Origin of the sequence: Rufibacter ruber, assembly GCF_001647275.1 — a bacterium.
GTDB lineage: Bacteria > Bacteroidota > Bacteroidia > Cytophagales > Hymenobacteraceae > Nibribacter > Nibribacter ruber_C.
In genome coordinates this window covers 77,619-95,372 of sequence record NZ_LRMM01000008.1, presented here as the reverse complement: position 1 = coordinate 95,372, position 17,754 = coordinate 77,619, and the positions used below count along the sequence as shown (strand labels likewise).

The 17,754-nt window shown below is 48.5% G+C and carries 14 protein-coding genes; 2 read left to right on the top strand and 12 right to left on the bottom strand.

Features of this window, described 5'->3' with window-relative positions; all coding sequences use genetic code 11:
* Positions 1–61: 61 nt before the first annotated feature.
* The 3 genes from nfi to A8O25_RS05130 form a co-directional block, all read right to left on the bottom strand.
* Entirely contained in the window at positions 62–739 is a 678-nt protein-coding gene (gene nfi, locus A8O25_RS05140) for a deoxyribonuclease V (RefSeq protein WP_082893457.1), read from the bottom strand.
* Positions 740–1,226: 487 nt separating this feature from the next.
* Complete coding sequence (locus A8O25_RS05135; protein ID WP_066831754.1) at positions 1,227–1,955, bottom strand: hypothetical protein; 729 nt, start codon at positions 1,953–1,955, stop codon at positions 1,227–1,229.
* 154 nt (positions 1,956–2,109) lie between these two features.
* Positions 2,110–2,451, bottom strand: a complete 342-nt coding sequence (locus tag A8O25_RS05130) for a hypothetical protein (RefSeq protein WP_066831753.1) — start codon at positions 2,449–2,451, stop codon at positions 2,110–2,112.
* A gap of 253 nt (positions 2,452–2,704) precedes the next feature.
* On the opposite strand from A8O25_RS05130, the gene A8O25_RS05125 reads away from it, so the two are divergent.
* Positions 2,705–4,930 carry an NADP-dependent isocitrate dehydrogenase gene (locus tag A8O25_RS05125; protein WP_066831752.1) on the top strand — a complete coding sequence of 742 codons (2,226 nt, stop codon included), beginning with the start codon at positions 2,705–2,707 and terminating at the stop codon, positions 4,928–4,930.
* A 79-nt stretch (positions 4,931–5,009) separates the two neighbouring features.
* Here A8O25_RS05125 and A8O25_RS05120 read toward each other — a convergent pair whose 3' ends face one another.
* Positions 5,010–5,459, bottom strand: coding sequence for a hypothetical protein (locus tag A8O25_RS05120; protein WP_066831751.1), 450 nt, complete (start codon positions 5,457–5,459; stop codon positions 5,010–5,012).
* Between the two features lie 164 nt (positions 5,460–5,623).
* Here A8O25_RS05120 and A8O25_RS05115 point away from each other — a divergent pair, with 164 nt between their 5' ends.
* Complete coding sequence (locus A8O25_RS05115; protein ID WP_082893456.1) at positions 5,624–5,914, top strand: NADP-dependent isocitrate dehydrogenase; 291 nt, start codon at positions 5,624–5,626, stop codon at positions 5,912–5,914.
* Between the two features lie 201 nt (positions 5,915–6,115).
* On the opposite strand, the gene A8O25_RS24055 is transcribed toward A8O25_RS05115, so the two are convergent.
* The 8 genes from A8O25_RS24055 to A8O25_RS05080 form a co-directional block, all read right to left on the bottom strand.
* The gene (locus A8O25_RS24055; protein WP_277620007.1) at positions 6,116–8,170 is read right to left on the bottom strand and encodes a type I restriction endonuclease subunit R, EcoR124 family; all 2,055 of its coding nucleotides are present in this window, start codon (positions 8,168–8,170) and stop codon (positions 6,116–6,118) included.
* The gene (locus tag A8O25_RS24050; protein ID WP_206598649.1) at positions 8,158–9,174 is read right to left on the bottom strand and encodes a type I restriction endonuclease; all 1,017 of its coding nucleotides are present in this window, start codon (positions 9,172–9,174) and stop codon (positions 8,158–8,160) included. Before A8O25_RS24050 ends, A8O25_RS24055 begins: the two co-directional genes overlap by 13 nt.
* Positions 9,174–10,343, bottom strand: coding sequence for a restriction endonuclease subunit S (locus A8O25_RS05105; RefSeq protein ID WP_066831748.1), 1,170 nt, complete (start codon positions 10,341–10,343; stop codon positions 9,174–9,176). The genes A8O25_RS24050 and A8O25_RS05105 overlap by 1 nt, the downstream gene beginning before the upstream one ends.
* The gene (locus A8O25_RS05100; protein ID WP_066831742.1) at positions 10,336–11,901 is read right to left on the bottom strand and encodes a type I restriction-modification system subunit M; all 1,566 of its coding nucleotides are present in this window, start codon (positions 11,899–11,901) and stop codon (positions 10,336–10,338) included. The genes A8O25_RS05105 and A8O25_RS05100 overlap by 8 nt, the downstream gene beginning before the upstream one ends.
* Positions 11,902–12,399: 498 nt before the next feature.
* On the bottom strand, positions 12,400–12,816 hold the full coding sequence (locus A8O25_RS05095; protein ID WP_066831740.1) for a type II toxin-antitoxin system VapC family toxin: 417 nt from the start codon (positions 12,814–12,816) through the stop codon (positions 12,400–12,402).
* On the bottom strand, positions 12,809–13,060 hold the full coding sequence (locus tag A8O25_RS05090) for a DUF6364 family protein (RefSeq protein WP_066831737.1): 252 nt from the start codon (positions 13,058–13,060) through the stop codon (positions 12,809–12,811). Before A8O25_RS05090 ends, A8O25_RS05095 begins: the two co-directional genes overlap by 8 nt.
* Positions 13,061–13,322: 262 nt before the next feature.
* Positions 13,323–13,529 (bottom strand): helix-turn-helix domain-containing protein, encoded by a 207-nt coding sequence (locus A8O25_RS05085; RefSeq protein WP_066831735.1) that lies wholly within the window; start codon positions 13,527–13,529, stop codon positions 13,323–13,325.
* 368 nt (positions 13,530–13,897) lie between these two features.
* Positions 13,898–16,861, bottom strand: coding sequence for a M16 family metallopeptidase (locus tag A8O25_RS05080; RefSeq protein WP_066831732.1), 2,964 nt, complete (start codon positions 16,859–16,861; stop codon positions 13,898–13,900).
* Positions 16,862–17,754: the final 893 nt, after the last annotated feature.

Genomic DNA, 17,754 nt, shown 5'->3' with positions numbered 1-17,754 from the left:
CCGGGCAGCAGCACGTGCTTTGCTCTGTTTTTAGTGGTAGAACGCTAAATGGTACCGGTAGTTACCCAACTTCGGCTTTGAAGACTTCGGCGTAATGGTCGGCCAGGCGGGTGGGCTCCGGCAGTTTGTGCTTGAGGGACGTCTGCAGCGCCAGGGCGGTGGCGGTTTCAAGGTCCATCAAATGCCCCGGCGAGACGAACACCGGCTTTACCTTGTCTTTGGTGCGAATGACGTTGCCAATGTGCTCCTGGCGGTGGGTGAGGGGCGTGATGCTGCCTTTAACGGAAGCCGGTTCCTCAAACTTGCCCGTGAGTACTTTCTTGGCCACGCCCATGGTGGGTTTGTTCAGCAGCACGCCCAATTGGCTGGCAATTCCCAGGCGGCGCGGGTGCGCAATGCCGTGGCCGTCTACCATGATCAAATCGGGGGTGCGCTCCAGCTTGCCGTACGCCTGCACCAGGTTGGGCGCTTCTCTGAAGGCCAGGAAACCCGGAATGTACGGCATCTCCACCGGCCCGTAGTGCCACACTTTCTCCACCAGCTCCAGTTCCGGGTACGTGAGCACCACAAACACCGACAAGATATTCTCCCTAATAAACGACGAGTCACAGCCCGCCAGCAGTTTCAGGTCAAAGTCCGGTTTCTGGAGCACCACCTGCTGGCGCAGTTTCTCCTGCTGCTCCGTGAGGGTTCTCACCAGTTGCGGGTCGGGCGGCGGAAGGTGGGGAGGCCAGGCCATATTTGTAGTTCTGAGTCTTGAGTTCTAAGTCCTGAGTGCTTTCTGTTTTCGGGCCGTTTTTCTGAAAACAGCCCGAAAACAGAAAACGCATTCCCCTTTACGGCGCTCCACCCCAAGAAGATTTCACGTGCCATTGCTACCTGCCTGCCTTATCAGATTTGCGGCGGTTTTACCATTGGCAGTTAACCACCCCTACCCCTCCCAGGAGGGGAATTATCTGCAATGCGTGAGCCTGCAGTTCTTCTTTTGCGGGAGTTGTTTGGCACCTGCCACTTTAGTAGATATTCCCCCTTTGAAGGGGGGCGAAGGGGGGATGTTGACACCTGCTGAATACGGGTTGCAGCAAATCCTGATGTAGAGACCAGGTACCGCCTTGTCTCCCACGCATTCCAGATAACTCCCCTCCTGGGGTAAGGCTGGGTTATATGCAACCAGCCTACATAACAGAATTGCCTCCCAAATCTTGCTACTTGCTGCGCGTTACCAATTATGCACTGCACGGCGTCATCAAGTCTATAAACAGCACCCGCCACTGGCCCTTGATCTGCCCAAAATGGAATTTAAAGCCGCTGCCAGTGTGCAGCACGGTCTTGTTGACCAGTAACTGGGTCTGGGCCACTTTTCTTTCCTCTTCTTTGGGTAGGCTGGCGTATTGGTAGGCGTTGTATTTCCGGAACGCCGAACCGTCTGCCACAAAGCACCCTTTTTTCTCATACGGGGCTGCATCTCCCTCGCAGGTCACCTTGGGCAGCGTTTTGACTTCCTCTAACCGGCAGTTTCTGAAGGTTTCCCTGATGGTGAAGAAGGGGCGCTGTTCTATGTCTGCCCGCTTAAAAGTGCTGATATCTGTGACGTGGGTGAACTGGGGCAGGGCACCGGGCGTGTCAATGAGGTAGAGCCCGTGCTCGGGGTCAATCAGTTGGTTGAAAGCCGCCGCGTCTTGCTTTTTGATGATGGCCTCAAAGTTCTGGAAGAAAGCGGTAAAGTTTTCCTGCGCTTTGGGCGTGGGCTTTTTCACCACTTCCTCCTGCACCGCATTGAGGGTGTCTTGCTGAAGGACCGTCTCTTGTTGCCGGGTCTCTGCAGTAGTGGGGGCCGCCGGGGCAGGCGAGGCGGTTTCTGCGGTAGAAGTCTCTGCGTTCCGGGAAGCTGTATTTGGTTGGCAACCAAACCCGAAAAGCAGGGTAGAGGCAAGAATAGGGGCAAATATCTTCATGCTGCTATATACGGAACGTGGTTTGAAAAGTAAAGCCAGGTGGGGCTTAGGTGAAAAGTTCTATAAGCTAAACGGTTGCTGTTACTCTTGCTATGCGCTGCTCCTCCAGATTTGATGCGTGTTTCTCTTTCTAATTTGTCATCTGGAACAGGTCTTAAGCAGATGTGCGGTTCCCGTTGCGGCACCATGCAGCCGGCAGGCACCGCGCTTTATAAATTTGCAGGGGCTGAAGTTCTGGGTTCATAACCCCGAACAGCCTAGGAGCCGTATGTTTAGCCTGCCTGCCTACCAGTTTGAAAGTCATTGCCCGGTACTGGTTGAGCTGCTCCCGCCAGCTTAGAGCTTGTTTACATTTTGATTTTGCAAGCGAAAACGGGGAGCGAAAGGTTCTTCTATAGCGTTTTTTGAGCAGCATACGCCCCGCTATGGTGCGAGAAAAAAGCAAAGTCAGGTTCTTTTGATACCCGTTTGCAGCGCAAAAGACAAATTTAAACATGCTCTTACCTGAATTCCTGTTTTCGGCCTGTTTTTCAGAAAATAGCCCGAAAACATGAATGCTGTCTCTAAAAACAGTGCTTAGAAAGCGCTGGCGCAGCCCCTGCGAAAAGCGGGGCAGGAATGTGCCTTCGGGCTAGCCCGTATTGAAAAGACACGTATATTTGCCCTTGTCTGCCTGGTAGAAGCCTGCCAAGCAGATAGGGGCTTACGTTAGACGCCCCGGCGTATCATCTTTAACCCAAAAGAACAGCATGAGCAAAGCAAACAAGATTATCTATACCATCACCGACGAGGCCCCGGCCCTGGCCACCCAGTCGTTCCTGCCCATTGTCAAGGCGTTCACCAAGGCCGCCGGCATTGACGTGGAAACCCGAGACATCTCCCTGGCGGGCCGTATTCTGGCTACGTTCCCAGAGAACCTGACCGCTGAGCAGCGGCAAGCCGATGACCTGGCCGAGCTGGGCGAACTGGCCAAAACCCCAGAGGCGAACATCATTAAATTGCCTAACATCTCTGCTTCTATTCCGCAGTTGACCGCGGCTATCAAAGAGCTGCAGGAGCAGGGCTATAACATTCCAGATTATCCGGCTACGCCGAAAGATGACGCCGAGCAGGAGATCAAAGCCCGCTACGGCAAAGTATTGGGTAGCGCCGTAAACCCGGTGCTGCGCGAAGGAAACTCAGACCGCCGCGTGGCCGATGCCGTGAAGCAGTACGCCCGCAAGAACCCGCACTCCATGGGTGCCTGGTCTTCTGACTCCAAATCACACGTGGCCCACATGGACGGCGGCGATTTCTACGGCACCGAGCAGTCTGTAGTGGTAGACAACGCCACCAGCGTGAAGATTGAGTTTGTAGGCGCTGACGGTGCTGCCAAAACGTTAAAAGAAAACATCGCGCTGAAAGCAGGGGAGGTGATTGACTCTTCGGTGATGAGCAAAAAGGCGTTGCGTGCGTTCTTTGAGAAAGAGATTGCCGAGGCCAAAGCATCGGGCATTCTGTTGTCTCTGCACCTGAAAGCCACCATGATGAAGGTGTCTGACCCTATCATGTTCGGCCACGCCGTGACGGTGTTCTTCAAAGATGTGTTTGAAAAGCATGCTGAGGCGCTGAAAGAAGCCGGTGTGGACGCGAACAACGGTCTGGGCGATGTGTACAACAAAATCCAGAAACTGTCGGCTGATAAGCGCGAGGCCATTGAAGCTGATTTGAAAGCGGCTATTGAGAACGGACCGGCCCTGGCCATGGTAGATTCTGACAAAGGCATCACCAACCTGCACTTCCCCAATGATGTGATTATTGACGCGTCTATGCCGGCGGCTATCCGGACTTCGGGCAAGATGTGGGGCGCCGATGGCAAGCCGCACGACACCAAGTTCATGATTCCGGACCGTTCTTACGCGGGTATCTACAAAGAAGTCATCAATTTCTGCAAAGAGAACGGCGCGTTTGACCCTAAAACCATGGGCACCGTGCCGAATATTGGTTTAATGGCCCAGAAGGCCGAAGAATACGGTTCGCATGATAAGACGTTCCAGATGACTGAGGCCGGAACCGTGCGCGTGGTAGACACCAACGGCAACGCTTTGATGGAACAAAAAGTAGAGGAAGGCGATATCTTCAGAATGTGCCAGACCAAAGATCTGCCTATTCAGGACTGGGTGAAGCTGGCCGTAACAAGAGCCCGCATTACCGGTGCCCCCGCCATTTTCTGGCTAGACCCGCAGCGCGCGCATGACGCCAACCTCATCAAGAAAGTAGAGAAGTATTTGCAAGACCATGACACCAACGGCCTTGAGGTGAAAATTATGTCTCCGGTAGAAGCCATGCGGTATTCTTGCGAGCGCGCCAAAGCCGGGAAAGACACCATCTCAGTGACCGGTAACGTGCTGCGTGACTACCTGACGGATTTGTTCCCGATTCTGGAACTGGGCACCAGCGCCAAAATGCTTTCTATTGTGCCGTTGTTAGACGGCGGTGGACTGTTTGAAACCGGTGCCGGCGGGTCTGCGCCTAAGCACGTGCAGCAGTTCCAGGAAGAAAACTACCTGCGTTGGGATTCGCTGGGCGAGTTCCTGGCCCTGGCCGTATCGCTGGAAGACCTGGCCTACAAAACCAAAAACGACAAAGCCGCCGTGCTTGCCGAAGCCCTGAACCAAGCCAACGCCGAGTTCCTGGAGAAAGACAAGTCGCCGGCCCGTAAAGTAGGCGGCATTGACAACCGCGGCAGCCACTTCTACCTGGCGCTCTACTGGGCCCAGGCCCTGGCCGAGCAAACCAAGAACGAGGAATTGAAAGCCCGCTTCTCTGACCTGGCCAAGGCGTTGACCGAGAACGAAGAGAAGATTGTACAGGAGCAGATTGCCGAGCAAGGCAAACCCGTAGACATGGGCGGTTATTTCCACCCAGACTTCACTAAAGTTGCTGAAGCTATGCGGCCTAGTGCTACGTTGAATTCTTACATTGATCAGTTCTAGGAGGAGCTGAGGTTAAAGAATAAAGGCCGCTTGGGAGAAATCTCAAGCGGCCTTTTTATTCGTCAATAATCTCTTGTTTTTAAAACAGGGAGACACCAAATTCTTTTGACAGCAGCGTATCTAGTTGCTGGAGGTCTGATAGTAAATCTAGATGAGTTTGTGTTGATGGTCCTTCAGGCTTGTCTTTCTGCAACAGCTTTTTCAATTCCATCATTTTAAAATAAAAGGAGGGGGACTGAAGATCAAAGGGGAGTAGCGCTACCTTTTTTTCAATGGCGATTCTTTTTTGTCTCAACACGTTGACTATTTCAACAGCCGAATCAAAATCTAATTCCTTTTGTTCAACAGACTTTAAAAGTCCGCACTCAAAATTGGCACATTGTTTCGGTCTCTTAGCATAAATGGTGCAACCATCACAATAGTTGCGACAGGGTTGGAGGAAAAAACCATCACCATTTGTATTCTCAACGTCCATGAACTCTCTCATGACAGGTAACTCTTCACGGCTAAGCTGTACAAAACCAATCATGGTGCCGTCACAACAGGACCCACAAGACAAACAGATATTTGTTGAATCACTCATGTTCTCTAAAAGTAGACCAAAAACGGGGAAGGAGCAACCATTAGCTGCTCCTTCCCCGTTTTACAAAATATGATAGAATAGTTTTACGGGATTAAACGGTCTTTGCGCAACTGCTCAAACAATATAATAGGTGTGGCATTGACAACCGCGGAAGCCACTTCTACCTGGCGCTTTACTGGGCCCAGGCCTTGGCCGAGCAAACCAAGAACGAGGAGCTGAAAGCCCGTTTCTCAGACCTGGCCAAAGCGCTGACTGAAAACGAGGAGAAGATTGTGCAGGAGCAGATTGCCGAGCAAGGCAAACCGGTGGATATGGGCGGTTACTTCCACCCAGACCTGGCGAAGGTGTCTACCGCTATGCGACCTAGTGCAACGTTGAATACTTATATTGATCAGTTCTAATAGGAGAGTTGGTTTGAAAAGGAAAGGCCGCTTGGGAGAAATCTCAAGCGGCCTTTTGTTTTAACAGTTTATGTCCATCCAATAAGGGTAGTTAGTTTACTAGCTAATAAAATTAAATTTGAACCAATTAAATTGCCTTACCACCTTATGCTTTATATCCTATGGTAGCAGTTTGAATGATCTTTTACTTATAATTCAATTCTATTTTAATAATCTTCCTCCTGAAATATCCCAGAATTTATTAAAAAAAGCACTGAGTTTTTCAATTACAGTTTCACGTTTTTTAGTGCGGTCGCCGGTTGGCGTAAACCTTGACACTGGTGGCAAAACCTTAGTAATAGCCGTACCGGTTATTTGTACATAGCCATCCTGGAAAGCGTTGTTCATAAAATTGAAGGTTTCATCTTTATTCAAACCTTCATCGGTAATAATGTTGTTTATTTCCTCAACCTTTTTTGCATCTACAAACGCATGCCAATCATCATCAACTTTGGAAGAAGGACTTAGAGAATGGATAAAGTTTTCAATCAAGTCTTTTTTATTCCGGAGTTCAACACTCGCATCAATGGCTTTCTTAATAGTTATTTCAATTTCCTTGTCTTTCAGGTGTCCTTCGTGGTATTTTTTAATAAGCGCCAAAATATAATCGATATTGATCTCCACCTGCTTTATCAGCTCCATTTCAAAGACAATATCATCGTTTACATTTTCGCTGTCGCCTTTGGTTTTGCCCCTGAACTCGTTGTACAGGTTTATATACATGCTATGATAATCCTGCACATCTCTTTCTGACAGAATCTCGTTACCGGCAAATTCGTCGAAGGTGGTTAGTATGTTTTTAACCTTTAAAATGGCGCTGTACAGCTTAATAAAATCTTTTTGGTTTTGTTCACCAATGATTTGTTCGCCAATCGGGAAGTTTTCCTGCAGGTCAGTTACCAGATCATAATAACCAGAAACATCCTTCTCACCATCGGTATAACCGTTGTAGTATTCGGTATAGGTTTTAAGCAATACCACGCCGCCTGCTTCTTTATTCCCGAATAAGGCAATACTTTCGTTCGTAGCTTTTTCGAGGTTGCGGAAGCAGATGATGTTGCCGAAGGTTTTTACGGAGTTAAGAATGCGGTTTGTGCGCGAATAGGCTTGCAAAAGGCCGTGCAGGCGTAGGTTCTTATCTACCCAAAGGGTATTCAACGTGGTGGCATCAAACCCGGTCAGGAACATGTTTACCACAATCAACAGATCAATTTCGCGGTCTTTTACCCGTTGCGATAAGTCTTTATAATAGTTCTGAAATTTATCGCTGGAGGTGTCCCAGTTTGTTTTAAATAACTTATTGTAATCCTGAATGGCGCTTTCCAGGAAATCCCTAGAGCTTTGGTCTAACTGGCTTGTATCTTCCAGGTTTTCGTCTTCTATAATACCAGCGTCTTCGTCATCGGGTTCGTTCACGCCAAAGCTGTAGATGGTAGCAATTTTAAGTTGTTTATCGCTGGGCAAGTCTGCCATTTGCCTCTGAAACTCGGTATAGTATCTTTTTGCGGCATCTATTGAGGCTACAGCAAATATGGAATTAAACCCGGCTAAACGGCGGTCTTTTAACTGATAAAATGTGTTGCGCTTGGTTTTCTGGTCAAAATGTTCGCGGATGTATTTTACTACATTGCTAATGCGCTCGGGCGCTGCTAAGGCTTTTTCGCGGTCAATGTCCCACACTTTGGCATCGGCAATATTTTCCTGTTCCTTCATGGTTCTGATGTAATCAATCCGGAAGGGAAGCACGTTTTTATCAGTGATGGCATCAACAATGGTGTAGGTATGCAGTTTTTTGCCAAATGCTTGCTCAGTGGTGCGTAAATTAGGTTTGCTGCCACTGCTGGAGTTTACTGGGAAGATTGGCGTACCGGTAAATCCGAAAAGGTGGTATTTTTTAAAGGCTTTGGTAATGGCCGTGTGCATATCGCCGAACTGCGACCGGTGGCATTCGTCGAAAATGATGACAAGGTGCTGGTTAAACGCCGGGTGGCTTTTGTGCTTTTTAATAAGTACAGAAAGCTTTTGGATAGTGGTGATGATGATCCGAGCGTTAGGGTCTTCGAGCTGCTTTTTAAGTATGGCGGTATTGGTATTGCTGTTGGCTGCCCCTTTCTCAAACTTATCGTACTCTTTCATCGTCTGGTAATCAAGGTCTTTGCGGTCTACCACAAAAAGTACCTTGCTTACAAACGGAAGTTTACTGGCTACTGAGCCGATTTAAAAGAGGTAAGCGTTTTACCGCTACCGGTGGTGTGCCAGACATAACCGCCGCCCTCTACAGAACCATAGGTTTTATAGTTGTTTGAAACATTTATTCTGCTCAGAATCCGTTCAGTGGCAACGATTTGGTAAGGCCGCATGACAAGCAGCAGCTTATCGGAGGTAAAAACGCAATACTTTGTAAGAATTTGAAGCAGGGTGTGTTTGGCAAAGAACGTGCGGCCAAAGTCCATCAGGTCGGTGATGGGGCGGTTGCTGGCATCGGCCCACCATGAGGTAAACTCGAAGCTGTTGCTGGTGCGTTTTCCTTTTTTTACCGTGCCGTCGGTGAGGTCTTTTAAGTGCGTAAAGCGGGTGGTGTTGCTGTAATACTTGGTATAGGTGCCGTTCGAGATAACAAACAGCTGCACGTACTCGAACAGGCCGCTGCCAGACCAGAACGATTCGCGGTTGTAGCGGTTTATCTGGTTAAAGGCTTCTTTTATATCTACACCGCGTTTTTTAAGTTCTACGTGCACCATGGGCAGACCATTTATTAAAATGGTAACATCGTAGCGGTTGGCACGCTGGCCGTCCTCAACAGTGTACTGGTTTATTACCTGCAGGCGGTTGTTATGGATGTTGGTTTTATCAAGCAGGTAAATGTTTTTTACGGTGCCGTCGGGGCGGGTAAGCAGCTGTATGTGATCTTCCTGAACTATAGTTGTTTTTTCAACGATGCCGTTGTTCTGGTTGGCGATCTTGCTTTTAAAGAACTGGTCCCATTCGGCATCTGTGAACTGATAATTGTTTAGCAACTCCAATTGTGTACGCAAGTTGGCAACTAGTGCTGCTTCAGAAGTGATGGGTAAATACTCGTATGCCTGGTTCTGAAGCTGTTCTATAAAAGCTTTTTCAAGATCGGCCTCACTTTGGTAAGAAGTGTCTTTGCGGTATAGTGGTTGATATTCGGCTACAACTGTGCTTTCCGGGCTTTCAGCAACAAGGGCGTATTTATCCATTACTTAGTTTTAAAATTCAATAATTGTTCTCTATAAAATTCATACTGCTTTCTTCTTGCCAGTATCTCGGCAGGTAAGCCCACCGAAATATCATTTACCAACGCATCGAATTTATCTAAAATACCTACTATCCGCTCCTGCTCTTCCAGAGATGGAATAGGAATACGGAATTGCTTTAACTTTTCGCCATGAACGCGGATTACTTTTGTGCCTGTAATATTTTGCTTTTTGAAAGCGATGAAAGGTGGCGTTTTTAAGTAATAGGCAATAAATTTAGCATTTTGATTATGTTTATAGATGTAAGTTTCTCCACTTATAGCTATTTCTTCATCACCTAGCCAAACTACAGTCTTGCATACATCATCAATATTTTCGCTGGTGGTTGCAAATACTATATCTCCTTTTTTAGCTTTCCTTAATCTGTTTGCCAATTCAGGAGAAATAAAGGTTTTCGTTTTATTTGCCGAAAAACCAAAATGGGTATAAATCTGACCATAGTGAATACAACCTACACCACTTTCAATAAAATCACTTTTCTGCAAGCCAGTTCCCCTAACAAATTCACCAATTTCCCCCAGCGCTTTCCATTCTACTTCTTTATCAGCAAAATTTAGGAGTTGATCGCGGTAGTATTTATATTGAAGCGTACGCGCCTCCAATTCCGCCTCCAATTCCGCCTCCAATTCCGTAAACTTATCGAGAATAGAAACTATTTCCTGTTGGATGGGAAGCGGGGGAAAGGGGATTTGAATTTTAGCAGTAACATTACTCATTAATTTAGGGTTACCCATACCAGAACTAACATAACTCTTCATTACTATACTTAGAACATAGTAAGCATATTTTGGTAAAATATTTTTAGATTTAGCTTTTAGCAGACCACAAACATTAGTTATGCTAAACTTCTCATTTCTGTAAAAAATTGTACCTGCATTAGCGCCATCAGTTGTCCAAGTTAAGTATTCGCCATCATAATCATAGGTTGTTATCCTGCCAATTTGACCATTATTAGCTGTTTGAGATGAATATACTGGATACTCTCCTTTATTTTGAGTTAAGTATTCCTTAGACATCACTCTTCCGCGAGTGATTTTAAAAACTTCTTCAAGTTTTACAAAATCCACCCCTTCAGGGCATAGCTCCTGTATAAGTTCTACTAACTTACTCATACATTACTCCTTCCAGTTCGCCAACAATCTCATCGATAGCGGTGCGCAGTTTGTTCTGGCGTATTACGATTTCGGCAATGTGGGCATTCAGCTTTTCGATGTCAACGGCTATCGTTGTGTTTTCCTGCTCCACGTAGCTGCTAACAGCAATATTGTAATCGTTTTCAGCAATTACGCTGTTGGGTATCAGCTGGCAGAAATGGCCGTCGCTTTCCCGCGCCATAAAAGCGTTCAGTATGCGTTTGCGGTTGGCTTCAGCCAGTTTATTTTTATTTCCACCCCGTACAAACTCACCTGATGCATCAATAAACAGTGTGGCGTTGTCTTTTTTGCTCTTTTTAATAACTATAATGCAGGTGGCAATAGTGGTACCAAAAAACAGGTCGGGCGGCAACTGTATAACGGTATCAATGTAGTTATTATCTATCAGGTATTTCCGTATCTTCTGTTCGGCACCTCCGCGATACAACACCCCCGGAAACTCAACGATAGCAGCCGTACCCGACGTAGCCAGCCACGAAAGAATATGCATGGTAAAGGCCAGATCTGCTTTGCTTTTAGGCGCCAGCACACCGGCAGGCGAAAAGCGTGGGTCGTTAATTAAAAGCGGGTTCGCGTCGCCGTCCCATTTGATGGAATACGGCGGGTTAGATACGATAGCATCAAACGGTTCATCGTCCCAGTGCTTGGGTTCAGTAAGTGTATCACCGTGGGCAATATCAAATTTCTCGTAATTGATGTCGTGCAAAAACATGTTAATGCGGCACAGGTTGTAGGTGGTAATGTTTACTTCCTGTCCGTAAAAACCCTGCCGTACGTTTTCCTTGCCCAACACTTTGGCAAACTTCAGCAGCAGTGAGCCCGAACCGCAAGCCGGGTCATATACTTTGTTTACCTGCGTTTTGCCTGCCACCGTAATTTCGGCCAATAACTCTGACACTTCCTGCGGGGTAAAAAACTCCCCTCCCGATTTCCCGGCATTGCCCGCGTACATGGTCATCAAAAACTCATAGGCATCGCCAAAGGCATCTATGGTATTATCCTGGAACTCGCCTAATTTCAGGCCGCCAATAGATTCCAGTATCTTCACTAACTTTTCGTTACGCTTCTGCACCGATGCGCCCAGCTTGTTGCTGTTCACGTCTATGTCGTCAAACAGGCCTTTCAAATCGTCTTCGCTGTCCATTCCCTTTGCCGAGTTCTCAATATTTTTAAAAACCCTACGTAACGTTTCGTTCAGATTCTCGTCGGTCTTGGCTTTCTTCTGTACATTCACAAACAGCTCCGACGGCAGAATATAAAAGCCTTTTTCCTTTACAGTATCTTCGCGGCCAAACTCGGCATCTGCATCAGATATTTTTGCATAATCAAAATTAGTGTTGCCGGCACGTTGCTCTTCCTTGTTTATAAAAGATGTCAGGTTTTCGGAAATAAACCTGTAAAATAACATGTCCAGCACATATGATTTAAAATCCCAGCCATCTACACTACCTCGCAGGTCATTTGCGATTTGCCAAATTGCGCGGTGGAGTTCGTCGCGTTCTTGCTCTTTTGCCATTTAATTATATCGCTTTATTATTTGTTTGATTTTCAGCTTATGCTAGATACTAACTTTAGAATAAACGCAGCTACTCTGGTCAAGCAACCTAGGTGAGATGCCAAAAATACATTATTAGATCAATGGTAACTGAGTAAGCATTACTAAAACACAGAATATATTTTGTAGCAACAAATGAATGGGCATTTCATCTGCGTTACTATTCACTCATAACTTTTTCGCCTATTCAGAGTTCTTGAGACAAAACATCTCAATTACTATGACCACTTCCACCTCTCCCAACATCCCAACCATCATCCTCGCGGGAGCCATCGGCCACTTAGGTGGCCTCATCACCGAAGAGTTGCGCAAATGAGGCGCGCACGTGCGGGCCTTGGTGCGGGTGGAAACCGAGGCAGGCAAACGTGCTGCCTTGCAAGCCCTGTACGCAGAGGTAAATATCTAAAATACTGTGGCGTTGAAATATATAGCAAGTTGATGTAGTTCTATTTTATTAAACTACATCTCCCTCCCTTTCAAAAACAATTCCGGCGTTTGCACCTGTATCTCTGCCTTTTTATAATCTTTCAAATTTCTAGTCAACAGCAACTTTATCCCAGATTCAATGGCGGTGAAATACTGAATGGCGTCTTCAAAATCTTTAAAGTTTGAATGGAGGGCCAACTCAATGACTTTGTCATCTACGGGTAATACCTTCACCAACACCTTGAACTTGCTTAAAATGCGCCGGGCTTCGGGCATGGAGTATTGCCTGGACAGAAGGTAATTCAAGTTGGAGAAAGAAAGGGAAGACACGTACAGTTTTATTTCTCCTTTGTCAGCGAGGGTAAACAAAGAAGCGGCGTAGGTATAGTGCGGTTCTCGTTGGGCTAAAAGGTCCAGACACACATTGGTGTCAATGAAGATTTCAGTCATGGAGGTACTTATCTGCTAAATGGTCTCCATATTCCTTTTTATGGTCCAGTTCTGCTGGGAGCGTAAGCACTCCAGAAAGGCTTTTCACCAAAGGCGAAATCTCTGCGGTTTCATTCTCATCTACCGTGATTTTTTCCAGATACGCTTCTACCAATTTAGAGACACTCGTCTTCTTGTGGGAAGCATAAGACTTGGCCCTCGCAATAATTTTCTGGTCTAGAACTAAAGTGAGTTTGGTTTCCATACGTGTAAGATATAAAATATTATACGTGTATGCAAGGAGTGGGTTGATGAAATGCCGTTCTCTGATTGCCCACTTCTGCCCTTACCTGTTTTCGGCCTCTTTTCGCCAAAACAGGCCGAAAACGAGAAGGAGCAACCTCACGGCTGCTCCTTCTGCTAACAACAAATAATTACCAACGAACAACTAACTCAATTCTCCAACAGCCTCTTCAACGTCAGCAGACCTGCGTACCAGTCTTTGTAGAATACTTTGCCCCGTCTCATTAGCTAAGTTCTTTCCTGTTCACCGATGCCAGCTCATGCCCAAACATGTTTAGCACCAGGTTTACTTTGTCCAAGTTCAGATTGGTTTTTCCCTGTTCAATTTTCCTGATGACGGTTAGCGCTACCCCCGACCGTTCCGCAAACTCCTCCTGGGTAAGGTTCACCTCCCGCCTGCGGGCTTTTACGAACTCTGCTAAACGCTTCATTATATGCTTTGAGATATACTATGCTGTAAAAGTGATGATTTATATGTAATTAAATATAGTTGAGAGTTTGTTCTTTGCTTTATCTGCATAAGAATATAATTTAAGAGGGTTCATAAGTAAGCCATACTCTTTTAGCTTTCCTGAAACCATTCGTTTCAAAGCTGTAATTCAGTTTAGCTATTGCTTTTCAAGTTCGCCCACAAGATCCTTTCAGGATGACAGGAGGGTGGTTTTTAATATGTTTGGTGAATAGAACTAGCAACCTGTTTTTGGCCTCTTTTCGCCAAAACAGGCCAAAAACGCAAGAAGGAGCAACCTCACGGCTGCTCCTTCTGCTAATAACGAATAACTACCAACGAACAACTAACCTAATACCCAAACAGCTCCTTCAACGTGAGTTGTTTGACGGTGCCGTACTTGGCCAGTTCTTTGAAGTTGAGCCTGTCTTTGGAGCCAATCACCAGAATGGTCTGGTTTTGGCCCTTCACGAACTGCTGCTGGAAGGCTTTGATTTGGTCCAGGGTGAGGGCGTCCAGGCTTTCGTAGATGTCTTTTCTGATGTCATGGTCCACGCCCAGTTTGCGGGCCTGCTCATAGTTCATCAAGATGCCCACCTTGTTCACCCGCTCCGTAGCGATACTGTTGCGCACCGAGGCTTTGGCGTTCTCAAAGTTGGTGGCGGCCAGCGGCATGTCGTTCAGGAGTTCCTGCATACCGGCCATGGCCTCGGGTAGTTTATCGGCTTGCGTGCCTATGTACGACATGATGTAATTGGCGCGGTCTTTCCGGCTGGCGTTGTTGAACCTGGAGCTGGCGCTATACGCCAACGCCCGTGACTCGCGCAGTTCCTGAAATACAATCGCGCCCATGCCGCCGTCAAAATACTCATTGTACAGCCTGATGGTAGGCACCATCTTGGGGTCATAGTTCAGCGATTTGGTCAGGAACAACAGTTCGGCCTGCACCATGTTGTAGTCGGTCCAGAGCACCTGGCGCTTGATAATGTCCAGCTCCTTGAACTCTTTGGCCGCCGGAATAGGTTTGAGCGAAGCCGGTGCGTTATGCCCCGTATTCAGCGTAGCGGTCACGTCCTGCATCGGCCGAGGACCGTAGTACAACACGTGGTGCTGATACGTGGGAATGCTCTTGATGATGGACAGCAGCTCCTCGGGCTTCACCTTCTTAAGCTGCGGCTCAGACAGAATGTTGGTGAACGGGTTCTTGGGGCCGTACTTGGCGTAGTTCACCATGGCCACGCTGTGAATCACGTTCTTGTTCAGCTTGGCGTCTTTGCGGTCTTTCAAGATGCCGGCCACCAAATCTTCCAGCGCTTTTTTATCGGCTTTGGGATTTTGCAGCAGGCTTTCAAAGAGCGTGAGGCCCTGCTCCAGGTTTTCGTCCAGCCCGCTCAACGACACGTAGATTTGGTCCTGCCCCGAGGACACGCTGAACGAACAGCCAATCTTGAAAAACTCCTTCTGCAACTCCTCGGCGGTGTATTTATCGGTGCCCAGGTACTGCAGGTAGTCCACGGCCAAGCCGATTTTAGGGTCGTTGTTGGTGCCCATCTCCAGCACGTAGTACAGGTTGAACAGGCCGTTTTCCGCATTGCGGGTGTAGTAAATGGGAATCCCTGATTTAAGCTTGCCTTCCTGCAAATCTTTCTGGTAATCTACAAACTGCGGCTGCAGGTCTGAGGCCGGTTTGCTAGCCACCAGCTTGTAGTACTCAGACTGCGCCTCGCGGTTGGCGGGCACGGGTGTGATGGCGGGTTTCTCTACTTTCTGGGCGGTAGGGTCCTGGCCGGTGCGCTTGTAAATGGCTACATAGTTGTTGCCGTAGTAGCGATTGGCCACGTCCATCACGTCTTGTTTGGTGATTTTCTCAAACGCCTCTTCCTGCTGCAGGTACTCGGCCCAGTCCATGTGTGCCAGGAACGCGTCTACGAAAGCCGTGGCGCGCGCGGCGTTGCTCTCGTAGCTCTTCATCTTGCTAATCTTGTTCTTGTTCACAATAGCCGGAATAAGCCAATCTTCAAACTGCCCTTTCTTGACCAGTTCCACCTGCTGCAATAGCAAATCGCGCACCTGGTCTAACGTTTGCCCCTGGCGCGGGTTCCCCGAAAGGAAATGCGCGCTGTAGTCATTGTAAATCTCGGCGAACGAGCCCGCGCCCAACGCCGCTTGTTTCTGGTTGATGTTCAGGTCAATCAAACCTGCCTGGCCGTTGCTCAGAATCTGGTTAATCATGCGCAGCACAATGGCGTCTTTGCTCTTCACCCCCGGGAAACGGTAGGCCAGCAGCAGGCTTTCGGCCTCTGGGCCGAACACTTCTTTCACCACCGGCGCGGCAATGGGTTTCTCCTGCGGCGCGCGGTACACGGGGTCATTCTTCTTCTGCCACCGCCCAAAATGTTCCTGAATGACCTTGATGGTCTCATCAAACTCCAGGTCGCCGCTCATGGCGATGGCCATGTTGTTGGGCACGTAGTACTGGTCAAAGTACTTCTTAATCTCGGTGATAGACGGGTTCTTGAGGTGCTCCACGGTGCCAATGGTGGTCTGGGTGCCGTACTGGTGCGTAGGGAACAGCGCCGCAAAGGCCGCCTCAAACGCCTTGTTGTTGTCTGAGTCCAGCGACCGGTTTTTCTCCTCGTACACGGCCTCCAACTCAGTATGGAACAGCCTCGGAATCATCACACCCAACCGCTCGGCCTCCAGCATGGCCCACTTGTCCAGTTGGTTGCTGGGGATGTCGCCGTAGTAAATGGTCTGTTCTACCCACGTGCTGGCGTTGGAGTTCTTCATGCCCATGGCCGCCACCAGTTTGTCATACTCATTGGGCACGGCGTATTTGGCCGCTACCCCCGAGATAGAGTCAATCTGGTGGTAGGTTTTCTGACGCAGCGCCGGATCTTTCTGGGTGCGGTACAGTTCATACAGCGCCTCAATCTTGGCCAGTTCTACTTTCTCCTTTTCCCAGTCTATAGTGCCCAGGCGGGTGGAGCCTTTGAACGCCATGTGCTCCAGGTAATGGGCCAGACCGGTGGCATTGGCCGGGTCGTTCTTGCTGCCCGCGCGCACCGCAATGTACGTCTGAATGCGCGGTGCCGCCTTGTACTGTGAGAGGTAGACTTTCAGCCCGTTGTCCAGCGTGTAGATGCGGGTCTTGAGCGGGTCGTTGGGGACGGTGGTGTAGGTGAGCTCTTTTTTAGCAGGGGCTTCCGTGGCCGGTTGCGGGGCCGTAGAAGCGGTCTGGGGCGGCGTGCTGGTTTTGCATTGGGCAAACAGCAAAGTGCCTATCAATGAAAAAGCAAGGGTTCTTTTTTTCATTTAAGAATTGGGTTGTGGGTGTAGTAAGTCAAATATAACGAATGCCCCGGTTTTGTCTTGTTCTTTTCTTTTCAGGAATATCGAGGAGTGCGTTTTGGGGCTGATTTTCTAAAAACAGGCCAAAAACAGGATCGTGGTGTTTGGTTATCACTTATCCTGGGCTTATAGTGGGAGCTATCACCTTAATCTTGTTGATTTAAAGCCATTTGTAGTCAGCTGTTCGTTTGCTTTGACCGTTTGCTCCGGGGCAGCGTAGGAATGCGTAGTCTGCTGTTCCCTTGGCGGTGGCGCTTGATGCTGTATTTGGTGACTGCCAGTTGCTGCTGCTGGACTGCTACCGTAGTTCGCTATTCCCCTGGCTTTGGCGCTTGACGGGGTGCCTCACTCACTGAGTTGTTTCATCTTTTCCGGTAAGCGCTCACGGCCGCGGGGCCCCGTCCTGGGGGTGAGCACTGCTGTTAAAACTAGGCCCTCCGGCCTTGCCGCTGGAGCGGCACCGTATTAACAGAGGCGCTCCCCGCCAGGACTGGTTCAGGTTCCTCTCCTGTAGCTGCTTGTGCTGTTTTGTCTGCCTCTGTAGGTAACCGTTGCTGTTCCGCTAGCCTGAGCCGGGCCCGTGCTGCGCACATCAGTCAAGGGCAGAAGTGTTGGTTGTTCATTGCTGCTTGCCAGTGGTCTGGTTCAGGCGTTTCGGAGAATGGTAGAGACCAGGCACCGCCTTGTCTCCCACGCATATTTGATACTCCCCCTTTGAAGGGGCGAAGGGGGATGTTTACACAGGAGGGCACACATTGCAGGTGTAGGAGCGTATTACATACACCTGCACGCGTTCCCGGTAATTCCCCTCCTCAGAGGGGTAGGGGTGGGTTTCACGCATGGCTGATCTTATCATG

Coding starts and splice junctions, on each gene's coding strand:
- A8O25_RS05080 (WP_066831732.1), bottom strand. CDS start 16,861: ATGAAAAAAAGAACCCTTGCTTTTTCATTGATAGGCACTTTGCTGTTT.
- A8O25_RS05135 (WP_066831754.1), bottom strand. CDS start 1,955: ATGAAGATATTTGCCCCTATTCTTGCCTCTACCCTGCTTTTCGGGTTT.
- A8O25_RS05120 (WP_066831751.1), bottom strand. CDS start 5,459: ATGATTGGTTTTGTACAGCTTAGCCGTGAAGAGTTACCTGTCATGAGA.
- A8O25_RS05095 (WP_066831740.1), bottom strand. CDS start 12,816: ATGACTGAAATCTTCATTGACACCAATGTGTGTCTGGACCTTTTAGCC.
- A8O25_RS05125 (WP_066831752.1), top strand. CDS start 2,705: ATGAGCAAAGCAAACAAGATTATCTATACCATCACCGACGAGGCCCCG.
- A8O25_RS24050 (WP_206598649.1), bottom strand. CDS start 9,174: ATGGATAAATACGCCCTTGTTGCTGAAAGCCCGGAAAGCACAGTTGTA.
- A8O25_RS05090 (WP_066831737.1), bottom strand. CDS start 13,060: ATGGAAACCAAACTCACTTTAGTTCTAGACCAGAAAATTATTGCGAGG.
- A8O25_RS05105 (WP_066831748.1), bottom strand. CDS start 10,343: ATGAGTAAGTTAGTAGAACTTATACAGGAGCTATGCCCTGAAGGGGTG.
- A8O25_RS05130 (WP_066831753.1), bottom strand. CDS start 2,451: ATGTTTAAATTTGTCTTTTGCGCTGCAAACGGGTATCAAAAGAACCTG.
- nfi (WP_082893457.1), bottom strand. CDS start 739: ATGGCCTGGCCTCCCCACCTTCCGCCGCCCGACCCGCAACTGGTGAGA.
- A8O25_RS05085 (WP_066831735.1), bottom strand. CDS start 13,529: ATGAAGCGTTTAGCAGAGTTCGTAAAAGCCCGCAGGCGGGAGGTGAAC.
- A8O25_RS05100 (WP_066831742.1), bottom strand. CDS start 11,901: ATGGCAAAAGAGCAAGAACGCGACGAACTCCACCGCGCAATTTGGCAA.